The organism is Natronobacillus azotifigens (assembly GCF_026805325.1).
Taxonomy (GTDB): domain Bacteria; phylum Bacillota; class Bacilli; order Bacillales; family Amphibacillaceae; genus Natronobacillus; species Natronobacillus azotifigens.
Genome location: NZ_JAPRAT010000008.1, coordinates 97,931 through 112,045, shown reverse-complemented (window position 1 = coordinate 112,045; position 14,115 = coordinate 97,931). Strand labels below are relative to the sequence as shown.

Here is a 14,115-nt window from a genome sequence, read left to right as displayed (position 1 = left end):
AAAAGTTCACCTTGCTTACTTGTAAGGTGAATTTTTGTTATACTATAAAATAAAATTTTAAAAACCGGCTAATTGTTGAGAATAAGTCTCTTTATCCCGGAGCAACCGTCCGTAAGGCTCCCACTTCAAAACAACGAGAATACCAAGTAGTTTATAGTTTAAGTGGGAGTAACGGACGCTAGCACCCCGAATGGTTCAAGGGCCTTTAGGTCATCCTTTAGGACTAACAATCAGTGGGGGAGTACCTAAAAACACCCACTGATTGAAGTTTCCCTTTAATACGAAAGGGAATCGATGTTTAGCGGTTTGTACTATAGCAAGAAGGGAATGCTAATTTTATATAAGTTTTCACTAATAAAGGAGGGGGAAAACATGCGGAATGTAACGATAGAGCAACTGTATCATCATCCAATCGTTCAGAAATATGTAAACCGCTCTGGAATGGCGCATGCAATTGAGGTTGCTGAACACGCGGTGACTATTGCTGACCAAATGAACGTCAATCCTGATCAAGCAGCAAAAGCAGGGTTCCTCCATGATATTGGTCACTACGAATGGTATCAAGATGGAGAGTGGGATTTTGATCGGTATAAAGAGAATGACATCCATGCGATTAAAGGAGCGGAACGAGCACACAAATTATTAATTCGAAACGGAGAAGAACATAAAGCAGCTAAAGCAATTGCTTTGGCAGTATTGTTGCATACAGATTCCTACTTGCCAGAAGGCGACTTACAGCTAACACCATTGCAACAAGTGGTGGCAAAGGCCGATACAGCTGTAGAAGAAGAAAAAGGAGCTCATCATTACCGAACGATCAGTGAAGAAGAAGCAATCAACAGAATCAAGCAATTAGACAGAAAGGTTCAGCAGTTACTAAAATCGAAGCATGATATCGAACAAACCCATTAGCTCACCTAAAACTTAAGGTGTGTTAATGGGTTTTGTAATGACCTATTTAATTAGTGTGCTTCATTAGCATAATGATGATAGGTCTCCATTGCTAAGGTAACTCCTTGGGCAAAAGCAGCTCCCCCACCTAAAGCTGCACAAACACCAATTGTTTCTGCAATTTCTTCTTCTGTTGCGCCATGCTCCACTGCACCTTTTGTATGGTACATAATGCAATATTCATCTTGCGCATATACACTTATTCCTAGGGCGATTAACTGTTTTTCTTTTTGATTAAGTTTCCCTGGTTCGAAACAGTGTTCAGTAAACTTCATGTAAGCCTTGGTGACCTCGGGTAACTTTTCTTCAAAATAAGCAGTGCCCTCTTTATAGTCCAAAATTGATGCGTCAAAATAATTGACATATTGCTCGTTATTTTCTATATCCATGTCACAACCACCTTTGCAATTTTTTTTAGTTTCTGCAAGTTTGCCATAGTTATGCTTTTGTTTATCCATAATTTTTCTCGGGTATGGATAAAGTGAAACTTCAATCAGTGGGGGTTTTTAGATATTCCCCCACTGATTGTTAGCCCTAAAGGATGACCTAAAGGCCCCGGGGGGCTAGCGTCCGTTACTCCCACTTAAACAACTTGCTTTTCTCGTTGTTTTGAAGTGGGAGTCTTACGGACGGTTGCTCCGGGATAAACAAAGCAGAATAAAAAGGAGTGAGGTAAATGGTCGAAGATAAAGATGTAGAAGTAGATAAGCGGGAGAAGAAATCCGATCCAAGTAAGGTCGGCGTAGCTTTCATCAAATACGCGGCTTACTTAATTATTTTCTTTGGGATCCTTTGGTTTGTGATAAATTATATTATGAATTGATCCTCAGAACTGAAAGATGATGCTCTATCTAATAGGTGCAATAGATTTTCTAATATCACAGTAGGGTCTGATGGTGTCACGTTATAGCTTGTCACCATCAAACCCTTACAAAATATTGCATCTTATTAATATTAAAAAACTGGACTGGTTTCCCTGATTTTTCTTTCAAAGAATATTCATCGCGTGTCAAACAGCAAAGCAAAACGTAACCATTCTCATGATTGATGTAGTGTTACTCCCCACGTTCCGCAAAAAGTTGACTAATCTTCACAATGGTCTGAACGGCTTTTTCCATGTTATCAACCGAAATGTATTCATATTTGCCGTGAAAGTTCTCTCCACCAGTAAACAAATTCGGTGTAGGAAGTCCCATATAAGAAAGTTGTGAGCCATCTGTACCACCACGGATCGGCTCAATAACTGGTTCGATATCTAATTGGCGCATCGCATCAGCTGCAATGTCGACAATATGGCGAACAGGTTCAATTTTCTCACGCATATTATAATACTGGTCTTTAAGTTCCAAAGATATTGCCGCATCCCCATACTTTTGCTTGAATTCTATCACTAACTTTTCCATGGTGTGTTTCTTTTCCTCGAATGCTTTCCGATCATGATCTCGTATGATGTAATACAATTTGGAAGCTTCTGTATCGCCATTGAAAGAAAGCAAATGATAAAACCCTTCATACTCTTCTGTGAATTCTGGTGCTTGCTCTGCTGGTAAACGGTCTTGAAATGCCATCGCTAGTTTAATCGAATTCAGCATTTTGTTTTTTGCTGTGCCAGGATGTACGTTATTCCCCTGAAAAGAAACTTTAGCCGCTGCTGCATGAAAGCTTTCGTATTGCAATTGACCGATTGGACCACCATCAACGGTATATGCATAATCTGCTGCGAAAGCATCTACATCAAATTGATGTGGTCCTCGCCCGATTTCTTCATCCGGTGTAAAAGCTACTCGAATTTTGCCGTGTTCAATCTCGGGATGCTCGATTAGGTAAACCATTGCGGTCATAATTTCCGCAATCCCAGCTTTGTTATCTGCACCGAGTAGGGTAGTACCATCTGTAGTAATCAGTGTGTGTCCATGATATTTCTTTATTTCCGGATATTCACTAGTTTTTAAAACGACCTGTTTTTGTTCATTAAGCACGATATCGTTTCCATCATAATTATCGATTCGTTGAGGGTTTACATTCTTACCCGTGAAGTCCGTTGCCGTATCTAGGTGTGCTAAAAAACCAATTGTTTCTACTTTTTTATCGGTATTAGCTGGTAATGTCGCCATCACATAGCAATGCTGATCAATCGTTACATCAGTCATTCCAATTTGCTTTAATTCTTCAACTAATTGTTTCGCTAATGTCCACTGTCCTTCGGTTGAAGGGCAGGAGGGGTTATCTTCATTGGATTGTGTGTCAATTTTTACATAAGAAATAAAACGGTCCACTATTTGTTCTTTCATTTTCTTCAGCTCCATTCTAGAATCTTCCTTTATTTTAGCATAGCTTAAACAAAAACAATAAGGCAATGACTTTATTGCTTATGTTGCTCAAACCATCGTTCCCAAGTAGCTAAATCTCCATCTAAAACAAAGTGTTGATACTGTTCAGGAAGTTTAGATGCACCGGATCCTCCAATGACAATGGAAGGGCTTTGTTTTTCTTTTTCTAGTTCGCTTAGTAACGCGGTTAAATAATTCCTATTTGATGCAAGCGTTACGGATAGACAAACGATATCAAGGCTATCTTTCTTTAGCATCGTTAGGATTGCATCTATTGGTGTATTTTCACCAATAAAAATAACATCCACTCCCCGTTTTTTTAGAAATAACGAAAAAAGCAATAATCCAATCTGATGCATTTCGTTTGGGGGACAAATAGCGATTGCTTTGCCATGTTTCCCTGAGGATTCCAATCCATAAAATACTTGAGAAATCTGCTGTTCAATAAAATGACTAATGAAATGCTCGTGAGCGACGGTCAGATCTTTGCTCTCCCACTGGTCGCCTACCTTTACTAAAATAGGAATGAAAATATGATGAAAAATTGCTTCGGCATCATGAATAGTAAATAGTTGATTGGTAAGCTTTGTAGCATTTCTTATGTCATAGCTAGTCAAAAAATCAAAAATAGTATCAATGAAATATCGATAATCAATGGTTTCGCTTAGTGGCTTGGCTTTTTGTTTTCGCAACAATTCCATCGCTTGTTTGACTGTTATTTTTTTGGCTTGTTTTTGATGAATTACCCATAATAGATCATCTAAATCTTCTTGTTGGTAGACTCTTGCTCCACCTTCTGTTCTATTTGGGATGATAACACCATATCGTTGTTCCCATGCACGTAAAGTAATCGGAGACATTCCCGTTAACTCAGCTACTTTTTTGATGCCATACATTGTGTTACCTCTTTTCTTTACCGTATCAATATATTCCTTATTTTAGTTGATTCCGAATCAAATTACTAGATATGTATGCAAAAGACTATGCAAAAGTTATACAAAAAGGATATAATTATGGTAGAGGAGTCGTCAAATCACTAGTACAGTGCAAGTTAGGAAGTGGACACTTTTTATCGCTTCCATAACTAAAGTATCTGCTAGATACAGTTTCGACAGAGGAGGAGAACGTGATGAAAAAGATTGTCGTTGTAGGAGCGGGACCAGGTGGATTAGCAGCAGCGATGCAACTGAGTGCAGCTGGACACCACGTTACCGTTTTTGAAAAGCAAGGTCAATTAGGTGGACGAACGTCAAAGTTAACGCTAGGAGACTATCAATTTGACTTAGGACCTACCTTTTATATGATGCCAGAAGTACTAGAAGAAGCATTTGAAAGGTCAGGACGAAATCTACATCATTATGTGAATATGAAAGAAGTTGATCCACTGTATACATTAAAATTTGGCGATGTGTCGTTCTCCCCCAGTCGGAATGTCGAAGAAACGAGAGCTCAAATCGAACGTTTATTTCCCGGTAACGGAGAAGGGTATCAACGGTTTTTAGCGTTAGAAGAAAAAAAGTTTGAACGGGTTACTGCTTTGTTAAAACAACCGTTCACAAGATTTCGTGATTTTTTCACAAAAGAAATGATCCTTGCTTTGCCTCGCTTAAACGCATTTGACACTGTCTATGGCCGGTTATCTACCTATTTTACTGATGAACGCTTAAAGTGGGCATTTTCTTTTCAAGCAAAATATCTCGGGATGTCTGCTTGGGATTGTCCAGGGACTTTTACGATCTTATCTTTTCTCGAACATTATCATGGATTGTTTCATCCGATCGGTGGAGTAAATCAAGTGTGTGAAGCAATGGGACGTGTCGTTCGTGAGTATGGCGGAGAAATCTACTTGAACACCCCGGTGAAACAAGTGCTTGTTGAAAACGGATCTGCACACGGGGTCTTGCTAGAATCAGGCGAAAAAATTGCCGCAGATGATGTGGTAATTAATGCAGATTTTGGTTATGCTGCGAGCCATTTATTTGATCAGAGCAATCTGAAAAAATACAAAAAAGAAAAACTAGCAAAGAAAAAACTATCACTCTCTACTTTTATGTTATATCTAGGGGTAGATAAGCCGTTAGATTTACCCCATCATATGGTGTTTTTTTCTGAAAACTATCAAAAAAATGTTGAGGATATAACCAAGCGCGGCATTGTTTCCGAAGATTTATCGATCTATGTGCATAATCCGTCTAAGCTAGACCCAACACTTGCACCAAAAGGGAAATCTTCTTTATATATTCTCGTTCCTGTACCTAACTTGGATGCCGGGATTGATTGGGAAACGGTTAAGCCAAAGTTAAGAAAACAGATCCTCGATCGATTGGTAAAAGAATCAGGTTTAGAAGACTTGCGTGAGCATGTTGAAGTGGAAAAAATCATTTCGCCATTAGAATGGGAGCAAGATTATCATGTCTATCGAGGCGCAACGTTTAATCTGGGGCATCAGTTGAAACAAATGATGTATTTCCGACCACATAACAAATTTGATGATGTCGATCATTGTTTCTTGGTTGGTGGAGGAACACATCCGGGAAGTGGCTTGCCGACAATTTTTCAATCTGCCATTATTAGCACAGACTTGTTACAACAACAATACTCTTCTGGTGCAGATGCATCACGAAGCGATCAGGAAGAAGTTATCCCAATGAAGGAAACAGTCTAATGAATATAGCTGTTGTCGGTGCTGGGGTTGGTGGATTAACCACTGCTTTATTGTTAGAACAAGCAGGCCATGAGGTAACGATTTATGAAAAAGAACCGAGATTAGGTGGAAGATTAACCTATCAAACCAATGGAGAGTATACCGTCGATCAAGGGCCGACGATTGTGTTGTTACCAGACTTGCTATTAGAGATTTTAGCTGAAGTCGGGATATCTTCAGATGCAGTCGATCTTATTCGCTGTGATCCGTTGTATGACATTCATTATTCGGACGGAACGACATTACGAAAATGGCAAGACCAACGTAAACAGACAGAGGAAATAGCCCGCACATTTCCAAGAGAGGTAGCAGGATACGAACAGTATATGGAAGAGATGCGCAAAATCTATCATTTTGGAACCAAGGCATTCTTATCACGTACTTTTTCCTTGAAGCGTGAGTTTCTCTCTTTTGAAAATGTAAAATTTGTCTTAGCCTCCCAATCTTATAAAAGTGTCACCGCCTATTTAACAAGGTTTTTTGACGACATTCGAATGCGTCATGCTTATGCGTTGCAGACACTCTATATCGGTGGCGCCCCCCATCAAGTGCCGGCCCTTTATGGTCTTATTTCATATAGTGAGCACGAGTTTGGAATTTGGTATGTCAAAGGGGGTTATTATTCGCTTGTAGACGTGTTGGAAAAAGCATGTCAAGAGCGTGGGATTCGTCTCTATAAAGGCACACAGGTAAACCGAATACTTGTTGAACAAAAGAAAGTCCATGGTATTTCAACAGAACAAGGGGATTTTCATTACGATAAAGTTATTTATAATGGCGATTATCCAACGATTGAATCGCTGATTCCAAATGAAACAGTTGTGCAAAAAAAACTAAAACCTTCTTCAGGCTGTGTGATGGTTTATTTAGGGGTAAATAAACGGTATGACCAAGTGTTAACTCACCAGTTTTATTTATCGGATGATTTTGATCAGTATATGGAAAAGGTTGCCCAAGATAATCGTTTACCAGTGGACCCGTCGTGTTATGTTTTTAATCCTGTAACTATCGATGCCGAGGCTGCGCCTGATGGGAAAAGTGTCTTGTACGTCCTCATTCCGGTTTCGGCAGGTGTTGAATATGATCAAGCAGAATTAGAGCAATTCGTAGAAAAACAAATAACCCGGCTCGAACAGGTGAGTTTTCCTGATTTACGTGAAGTGATCGAGTGGAAATCAATCCGTACACCAAAAGATGCGTTAGCAGAAGGTTTGTTTGGTGGAGGGAGCTTTGGAGCTGCACCAACAATTACGCAGTCCGGAGCATTTCGCCCCCAACTCGTTCATCCGACGATTAAAGGTTTATATGCAGTAGGTGCATCGGTTCATCCAGGTGGAGGCATTCCCATTGTCATGCAAGGTGCTCGTTTATTAAGTGAAGCAATAAAAAAAGGAGAGTAGAAGGCTATGTTATTAGAGAAAAACATTTCACTTCAGTGTAAAAACATGATGAAAAAAGGTTCTTCTAGTTTTTATCAAGCATTTAAATGGTTACCACGAAAAGAACGGGAAGCCGTTTATGTAATCTACTCTTTTTGCCGAATGATTGATGACTCTGTAGACGAACCAGAAAACTCCCCGTATACTTTAGATGAGCTAGAGTACCATTTGAACAAACTTGAAGAAGCGGATGGACATTTTATTTGGTCTGCGTTACGCTGGGTATTCGATGAATTTTCATTGAAAAAAGAGCCATATCATATTCAGATTAGTGGCCAGCGGTTAGATTTCGTTCAGAAAAGTTATCCTTCCATGACGGAGTTAGAGGATTACTGCTATCGTGTTGCTGGTTCTGTAGGGGAGATGCTCATTCCTATTTTACACCCTAACCCAAATCAGTCGCTCATCGATGCTGGAATCAGTTTAGGAAAAGGAATGCAGATTGTTAATATCATTCGTGATATTGGAGCGGATCAACGGTTGGGAAGAAGGTATGTTCCGCTTGAATTAATGAAACAATATGGCTATAGCGAAGCGGATTGGCACGATCAAGTGGTTAATCAAGCGTTGAAAGAGGTAATATCAGCATTAACAGATCAAGCAGATCAATGGTTTTTTGAAGGTCTACGTTATATAGATGAGTATCCAAATAAAAGCGCATTTGCGATGAAATTAGCTGCCGGCTATTATCGTGAAATCATCGCTGTTGTGAAGGAAAATGATTATCAAGTGTTTACAGAAAGAGCTGTCGTGACAAGCCAACGAAAAAGTCATTTATTACTACAGCTAACGAAATAGCGTAAGGAGTTGTATCGATGACAAATGAAATTACGATTCGAAAGTCGGAACATATTAAACTATGTTTGACAGATCAAGTATTAGGAGAGGGAATAACAACAGGAATGGAGTCAGTCAGGCTTGTACATAACGCATTACCAGAGCTTGATTTTGACTCGATTTCTTTGGCGACCTCTTTTTTAGATCATAAACTAAAAGCCCCTTTTTTTATTAGTTCGATGACTGGTGGTGCACAACAGGCAACCGAGATTAATCGCAACCTTGCCCAAGCGGCAGAACACAATGGGTGGGCATTTGCCCTAGGTTCAACGCGAGCACTGGTAGAGGATAAAAGTTATCGATCTACCTTTCAACTTCGCAAATATGCCCCAACGATTCCTATCATCGCTAACTTAGGCGCTGTTCAGTTGAATTACGGCTTTGGAGTGGAACAATGTAAAGAGATCATCCATGAGACAGGAGCTGATGCTCTTGTTTTGCATTTGAATGCGATCCAAGAAGTGATTCAAACGGGGGGAGATACGAATTTCGCTCAGTTGTTATCCAAAATAGAACACTTGTGTAATTCCTTAACGATTCCTGTTGGAGTAAAAGAGGTTGGCTGGGGTATCGATGGAGCCACCGCCCTTCGTTTGCGTAATGCCGGCATCGCATTTATTGATGTTGCAGGTGCTGGCGGAACTTCTTGGAGTCAAGTAGAAAAATTGCGTTCACAAGATCCGGTGCGAAAAGCAGCTGCAGAAGCTTTTGTGGATTGGGGAATCTCAACCGTTGAGAGCTTAATTAGTGTACGAGATAAGATAAGCGATGCCCCAGTTTTTGCGAGTGGTGGAATGAAAACAGGCGTGGACGCAGCGAAGGCAATTGCGCTAGGAGCTGACGCGGTAGGGTTTGCCCGTTCAATATTACGAGAAGCGACTACCTCAAAAGAGCAAGTAATCGAAATAATGAATACACGCGAATTGGAGCTAAAAATGGCTATGTTTGGCTTAGGATCAGGGACAATTGCGGATTTAAAGAAAACCGATCGTGTAATCGTAAAATAAGTGCTAGCTCTATCGATCATCTCCTTTCGTTTCTCTTGTGATACAATAGGATAAGTTAACGGTTATTACCTTGAAGAACGCCTAATTTTGATTCACTAAAAAAAGGAGAGGATAGAGTGCGAACTGCTTTTTTACAACTATTTTTCGGTTATCTCATTGTGCTGATTGGTATTGATGTTGGAGGTTTTGATTTATTATTTGATCCAATTGGTTATCTTTTAATCGCAGCGGGATTAGTGAAATTAGCTCAACGATATGATTATGCTGATACAGCTTACCGTTTAGCCTTTTTCTTAGCTTTTTTTGGTATAATTCATGTGATTGTTCCTATATTTTTAGGGAGCATTCCTTTTTTGTTTTTCGGTGTCGATCTTTTTGATCTTATCATAAGTATACTGAAGTTACTGCTTGTCTATTTTATTTTTCAGTTACTTTTACAATATAGTGAAAGAAAGCAAGATTTTCAATTACGAGCATCAACAGGTGCACTACAAAAAATGTATTTTATTTTTGCATTAGCTAGTATCATCTTGTCCCCCGTATTCCTTATTGCTTTCCCCTTTGCACCAATCGGGTTAATAATATTGATATTTGTTTTGGGATATGCGGTGGTAGAAGTGATATTTCTTGTTTGGTTGTTTAAGTATAGCCGCTTGGAGGGTTGAAAAAATGGATTTTTTACTATCGGCAGAAGAATTGTATTATAAGCTCGGGCAAGTAGTTGTCATCGACACGCGCTTTGAGCTTCTTCACCCCACGAAGGGAAAAGCACTCTACCAGAAGTCGCATATTCCTGGAGCACAATATTTTGATTTAAATGAAGATCTAGCTTCTCCGATAAGAAAACATGGAGGTAAACATCCTCTGCCGGACTCGGCTGCTTTTCTAGCAAAGCTCGGGGAAGCTGGTATCGATCAAGATACGACGATCGTCATTTATGATCAAGGGAATGCAATGTTTGCCGCGCGCTTGCATTGGTTGTTGGATTATTATGGTCATAAGCGTAAATATATTCTCGATGGTGGGTTTACTGCATGGGAAAAGGCTGGCTATGCTACAACAGACAGCATTGTTATTCCTACGCCAAAAAGTTACCATGCTGAAGCGAAGCAAGACATGATCGTGAATATCGAGCAAGTTAAAGAACGACAAGCAAGTCGTGATTCAACATTAATTGATGCACGTTCTTGGGAGCGATATTTAGGGAAGACCGATCCGTACTATGAAAAAGCAGGGCACATTCCAGGAGCAAAGAGTTTTGATTGGCAGCCACTTTTAACGGAACAGGGAAAGTGGAAGACGAAAAAAGAAATACGCGACTATTTTTCTGAGCTCAAACCAGGGGGAGAAATTGTTGTCTCTTGTGGTTCTGGAGTGTCCGCATGTATGAATATTTTAGCATTGCGAGCATTGGGATATACCAATGTAAAACTATATCCTGGCAGTTTTAGTGACTGGATTTCCTATCCGGAAAATAAGGTGGAAACAAAAGCGGAATAGTTTATTCTGTTTTTTTTCAATATAGGAAAACCTCGGGTGTTTTAATCTTTAAATAGAAGTGACAGATTTTCTAGTACAACAGTAAGGTCTGATGGTGACTGACAAAATTGTTTTACAATAGGACCCGATGGTGTTAGATTGGTTTTTCTTAAACCTACTTCAAAATATAAAATGAACCAAGGTGTGGGGGTAAAACAGTAAAATTCTTAATAAAAAAATTTAGTATGGTCTCTTTGTAGAGAATGAGTAAATTTCCCAGTTTCGTCTATGGAAACGCTCGCCTTTTTCAGAATATTTTTTTATGAATAAAAATGTACAATGACTGATAATTATGTGTTATTATGTGTTATAATAATTCGCATATATTCAGAAAATTTGAACAGTTAGTAAAGAGGGGAGTTATTCTAATGAAGAAAAAATATTGGTTTACTTTATTCGCTATTATTAGTATGTTATTTTTAACAGCGTGTGGTTCGGATGATAATACAGGGAGGACCAATGAAACAGAAAACGGAAATGAAACGACAGAAACTTATAAGATTGGTGCATCACAATTTGTTGAACACCCATCTTTGGATGCTGCTTATGAAGGATTCCAAGCAGCAATTGCTGACGCAGGACTGGATGTTGAGTATGATTTGCAAAGTGCTCAAGCAGATCAAAATAATACCGGAACAATTGCACAGAACTTTGTAGCAGATGATGTTGATTTGATTTTTGCCAATGCTACACCTAGTGCACAGGCTGCTTTGCAAGCTACAAGAGAAATTCCGATTGTCTTTACATCGGTAACTGATGCAGTTGGGTCTGGTTTAGTTGATGCGATGGATCAACCGGGTGACAACATTACCGGCGTTATGGATATGCATCCAGACGCAATCATTGAAACCATTGCATTTATCGAAGAATATTTCGCAGGAGTTAATATTGGAGTAGTCTATAATGCTGGTGAATCAAACTCGGTTACTCAAATAGAACATGTAGAAGCAGCAATTGAAGGAACAAGTTTATCTTTAACAGAAAGAACGGTTTCGACTTCTGCTGAAGTACAACAAGCAGCCACTTCACTAGTTGGTGATGCGGATGTTATCATGATCATAACAGATAATACCGTTGTATCTGCATTAGAAAGTGTTATCAGTGTTGCGAATGAGCAACAGATTCCGTTATTTGTTGGGGAACCTGATTCTTTAGAGCGTGGTGGTTTTGCAACGTTTGGAATTGATTATTATACAATTGGTTATCGAGCAGGGGAAATGGCTGTTGAAATATTAACAGGAGCAAAGGCACCAAGTGATATTCACGTTGAATACCCACCAGAAATGCAGTTGTTCATCAATCGAGATGCAGCTGAGAAACAAGGTGTTGAATGGAATAGTACATGGGATGACATTGCTTCCTTTATAGAAGAATAAACAAGAGGTAATACAATGAAATAGAATGAAAAGATAAACCGACCTTTGCTTTTGTGGTTTAATGGTCGGTTTTCTTTTCTTTTAATTAAGGAGAGAGTTAGAGATGTTTATCGCGATTTTTAATGCAATCGATTCAGGTTTAATCTATGCAATTATGGCACTAGGTGTTTACCTGTCCTTCCGTGTTTTGGATTTTCCTGATTTAACAGTAGATGGAAGCTTTGTAACAGGAGCCGCTGTGGCTGCGATAGCAATCATTCATGACGTACCAACAGTTATTGCAACACTGTTAGCGATTGTAGCTGGATTTTTAGCTGGCTGTATCACGGGAATTCTAAATACAAAAGGTAAAATCAATCCGTTGTTATCAGGGATATTAATGATGACTGCATTATATTCAATTAATCTGCGTATTATGGGTCAATCGAATATCCCTTTATTAAATCAACCTACTGTTTTCACGCAACTACGTGGAACTTGGGGAGACTTAGGTATTGATCAAGCAATAAATAATATGTTAATTTCTACATTTGGTTTAGAACGCACTCCTAGTACATGGTCTATTCTTTTTGTTATGATTATTATTACAGCAATTATCAAGTTATGTACGGATTTTTATTTAAAAACAGAGGTTGGCTTGGCGTTACGAGCAACTGGTGACAATGAGAAAATGATTCGGAGTTTTTCTGCAAACACGGATACGTTAACAATCATTGGTTTAGGGATCTCCAATGCTTTGGTAGCATTAGCTGGAGGGCTTTTTGCACAATATGGAGGTTTTGCTGACCTGAACATGGGGATTGGAATGATCGTGATTGGTTTGGCATCCGTAATTATCGGTGAGTCCTTATTCGGTACCAAATCGATCATGCGCACAACATTTGCCGTCATCGTCGGAGCGGTTATTTATCGAATGGTTGTTGCCATGGCACTACGTTCTACTTTTTTAGATACAGGAGATATGAAGCTGATCACTTCTGTTTTAGTCATCACAGCTCTTGTAGTTCCAAAGTTAATTTCTACTCATAAAGAAGTTAAACGAAAACGAAAGAAAAGATTAGAATTACAGACTCGATTGAAGGGAGAGGCATAAATGTTAGAAGTAAAAGATATATCATTGACATTCAATGAAGCCACTCCTGATGAAAAAAAAGCTTTACAAGGCATTAACCTACGCTTAGAAACTGGTGATTTTGTTACGGTAATTGGTAGTAATGGTGCGGGGAAATCAACAATGATGAATGTTATTTCTGGCGCACTATTTCCAGACGTTGGGGACGTGCAAATAAACGATAAAAAGGTGACGATGTTACCAGAATTCAAACGTTCTAATTATATTGGCCGAGTATTTCAAGATCCAATGGCAGGTACAGCACCAGCGATGACAATTGAAGAAAACTTAGCCATTGCCTACGCACGTAACAAAAAACGTACGTTACGTCCAGGTGTAAATAAGAAAAGAAGGGAACTATTTAAGTCTTATTTAGCTAGTTTAAATTTAGGATTAGAAGATCGCCTAACAGCAAAAGTCGGACTGTTGTCTGGTGGGGAGCGCCAAGCTTTATCTCTATTAATGGCGACGTTCACCGAACCTGATATTTTATTGTTAGATGAGCATACTGCAGCTCTAGACCCATCGCGTGCGGAGTTAATCACAAATTTAACGCGTGATGTTGTAGAAAAGACGCATTTAACCACTCTTATGGTTACCCACAATATGCAGCAAGCATTGGATCTCGGGAATCGACTGATTATGATGGACAAAGGTCAGATTATTCTTGATGTTTCTGGTGATGAGAAGAGCAATTTAACAATTGAAAAACTTTTACACGAATTCCAAAGAATCCGCGGTACGCAGATGGAAAATGATCGTGCAATTTTAGGTTAGGAGAAAAAATGACAGTATGCAATCATGTGCTGTCATTTTTGTTA

Annotated in this window: 14 protein-coding genes; 11 read left to right on the top strand and 3 right to left on the bottom strand. The window is 39.2% G+C overall.

The window, feature by feature from the left end; translation table 11 throughout:
- The first annotated feature begins 372 nt into the window (after nt 1-372).
- Entirely contained in the window at nt 373-912 is a 540-nt protein-coding gene (locus OWO01_RS06130; RefSeq protein ID WP_268779549.1) for an HD domain-containing protein, read from the top strand.
- 50 nt (nt 913-962) lie between these two features.
- Here the strand turns inward: OWO01_RS06130 and OWO01_RS06125 are convergent, their stop codons facing one another.
- A complete protein-coding gene (locus OWO01_RS06125; protein WP_268779548.1) occupies nt 963-1,340 on the bottom strand; it encodes a carboxymuconolactone decarboxylase family protein in 378 nt (125 codons plus the stop codon).
- Nucleotides 1,341-1,627: 287 nt separating this feature from the next.
- Here OWO01_RS06125 and OWO01_RS06120 point away from each other — a divergent pair, with 287 nt between their 5' ends.
- Nucleotides 1,628-1,774, top strand: a complete 147-nt coding sequence (locus tag OWO01_RS06120) for a hypothetical protein (RefSeq protein WP_268779547.1) — start codon at nt 1,628-1,630, stop codon at nt 1,772-1,774.
- Nucleotides 1,775-2,006: 232 nt separating this feature from the next.
- Here OWO01_RS06120 and pepT read toward each other — a convergent pair whose 3' ends face one another.
- Together pepT and OWO01_RS06110 are read right to left on the bottom strand one after the other, a co-directional pair.
- On the bottom strand, nt 2,007-3,242 hold the full coding sequence (pepT, locus tag OWO01_RS06115; protein WP_268779555.1) for a peptidase T: 1,236 nt from the start codon (nt 3,240-3,242) through the stop codon (nt 2,007-2,009).
- A 71-nt stretch (nt 3,243-3,313) separates the two neighbouring features.
- The gene (locus tag OWO01_RS06110; RefSeq protein ID WP_268779546.1) at nt 3,314-4,177 is read right to left on the bottom strand and encodes a MerR family transcriptional regulator; all 864 of its coding nucleotides are present in this window, start codon (nt 4,175-4,177) and stop codon (nt 3,314-3,316) included.
- Between the two features lie 233 nt (nt 4,178-4,410).
- Between OWO01_RS06110 and OWO01_RS06105 the strand changes: the two genes are divergently transcribed.
- The 9 genes from OWO01_RS06105 (at nt 4,411) to OWO01_RS06065 (ending at nt 14,071) form a co-directional block, all read left to right on the top strand.
- Nucleotides 4,411-5,946, top strand: a complete 1,536-nt coding sequence (locus tag OWO01_RS06105; RefSeq protein WP_268779545.1) for a phytoene desaturase family protein — start codon at nt 4,411-4,413, stop codon at nt 5,944-5,946.
- Nucleotides 5,946-7,385, top strand: coding sequence for a phytoene desaturase family protein (locus OWO01_RS06100; RefSeq protein ID WP_268779544.1), 1,440 nt, complete (start codon nt 5,946-5,948; stop codon nt 7,383-7,385). The genes OWO01_RS06105 and OWO01_RS06100 overlap by 1 nt, the downstream gene beginning before the upstream one ends.
- A gap of 6 nt (nt 7,386-7,391) precedes the next feature.
- A complete protein-coding gene (locus OWO01_RS06095) occupies nt 7,392-8,222 on the top strand; it encodes a phytoene/squalene synthase family protein (protein ID WP_268779543.1) in 831 nt (276 codons plus the stop codon).
- A 17-nt stretch (nt 8,223-8,239) separates the two neighbouring features.
- On the top strand, nt 8,240-9,268 hold the full coding sequence (gene fni / locus OWO01_RS06090) for a type 2 isopentenyl-diphosphate Delta-isomerase (RefSeq protein WP_268779542.1): 1,029 nt from the start codon (nt 8,240-8,242) through the stop codon (nt 9,266-9,268).
- Nucleotides 9,269-9,384: 116 nt separating this feature from the next.
- Nucleotides 9,385-9,933 (top strand): hypothetical protein, encoded by a 549-nt coding sequence (locus OWO01_RS06085; RefSeq protein WP_268779541.1) that lies wholly within the window; start codon nt 9,385-9,387, stop codon nt 9,931-9,933.
- Nucleotides 9,934-9,937: 4 nt separating this feature from the next.
- Nucleotides 9,938-10,768 carry a sulfurtransferase gene (locus OWO01_RS06080; RefSeq protein ID WP_268779540.1) on the top strand — a complete coding sequence of 277 codons (831 nt, stop codon included), beginning with the start codon at nt 9,938-9,940 and terminating at the stop codon, nt 10,766-10,768.
- A 407-nt stretch (nt 10,769-11,175) separates the two neighbouring features.
- Nucleotides 11,176-12,183, top strand: coding sequence for an ABC transporter substrate-binding protein (locus OWO01_RS06075; protein ID WP_268779539.1), 1,008 nt, complete (start codon nt 11,176-11,178; stop codon nt 12,181-12,183).
- A gap of 103 nt (nt 12,184-12,286) precedes the next feature.
- Nucleotides 12,287-13,276, top strand: coding sequence for an ABC transporter permease (locus OWO01_RS06070; RefSeq protein ID WP_268779538.1), 990 nt, complete (start codon nt 12,287-12,289; stop codon nt 13,274-13,276).
- Nucleotides 13,277-14,071 (top strand): ABC transporter ATP-binding protein, encoded by a 795-nt coding sequence (locus OWO01_RS06065; RefSeq protein ID WP_268779537.1) that lies wholly within the window; start codon nt 13,277-13,279, stop codon nt 14,069-14,071.
- Nucleotides 14,072-14,115: the final 44 nt, after the last annotated feature.

Excerpts from the sequence above, each read along its gene's own strand:
- OWO01_RS06130 (WP_268779549.1), top strand. The coding sequence starts at position 373 with ATGCGGAATGTAACGATAGAGCAACTGTATCATCATCCAATCGTTCAG.
- OWO01_RS06125 (WP_268779548.1), bottom strand. The coding sequence starts at position 1,340 with ATGGATATAGAAAATAACGAGCAATATGTCAATTATTTTGACGCATCA.
- OWO01_RS06120 (WP_268779547.1), top strand. The coding sequence starts at position 1,628 with ATGGTCGAAGATAAAGATGTAGAAGTAGATAAGCGGGAGAAGAAATCC.
- pepT (WP_268779555.1), bottom strand. The coding sequence starts at position 3,242 with ATGAAAGAACAAATAGTGGACCGTTTTATTTCTTATGTAAAAATTGAC.
- OWO01_RS06110 (WP_268779546.1), bottom strand. The coding sequence starts at position 4,177 with ATGTATGGCATCAAAAAAGTAGCTGAGTTAACGGGAATGTCTCCGATT.
- OWO01_RS06105 (WP_268779545.1), top strand. The coding sequence starts at position 4,411 with ATGAAAAAGATTGTCGTTGTAGGAGCGGGACCAGGTGGATTAGCAGCA.
- OWO01_RS06100 (WP_268779544.1), top strand. The coding sequence starts at position 5,946 with ATGAATATAGCTGTTGTCGGTGCTGGGGTTGGTGGATTAACCACTGCT.
- OWO01_RS06095 (WP_268779543.1), top strand. The coding sequence starts at position 7,392 with ATGTTATTAGAGAAAAACATTTCACTTCAGTGTAAAAACATGATGAAA.
- fni (WP_268779542.1), top strand. The coding sequence starts at position 8,240 with ATGACAAATGAAATTACGATTCGAAAGTCGGAACATATTAAACTATGT.
- OWO01_RS06080 (WP_268779540.1), top strand. The coding sequence starts at position 9,938 with ATGGATTTTTTACTATCGGCAGAAGAATTGTATTATAAGCTCGGGCAA.
- OWO01_RS06075 (WP_268779539.1), top strand. The coding sequence starts at position 11,176 with ATGAAGAAAAAATATTGGTTTACTTTATTCGCTATTATTAGTATGTTA.
- OWO01_RS06070 (WP_268779538.1), top strand. The coding sequence starts at position 12,287 with ATGTTTATCGCGATTTTTAATGCAATCGATTCAGGTTTAATCTATGCA.
- OWO01_RS06065 (WP_268779537.1), top strand. The coding sequence starts at position 13,277 with ATGTTAGAAGTAAAAGATATATCATTGACATTCAATGAAGCCACTCCT.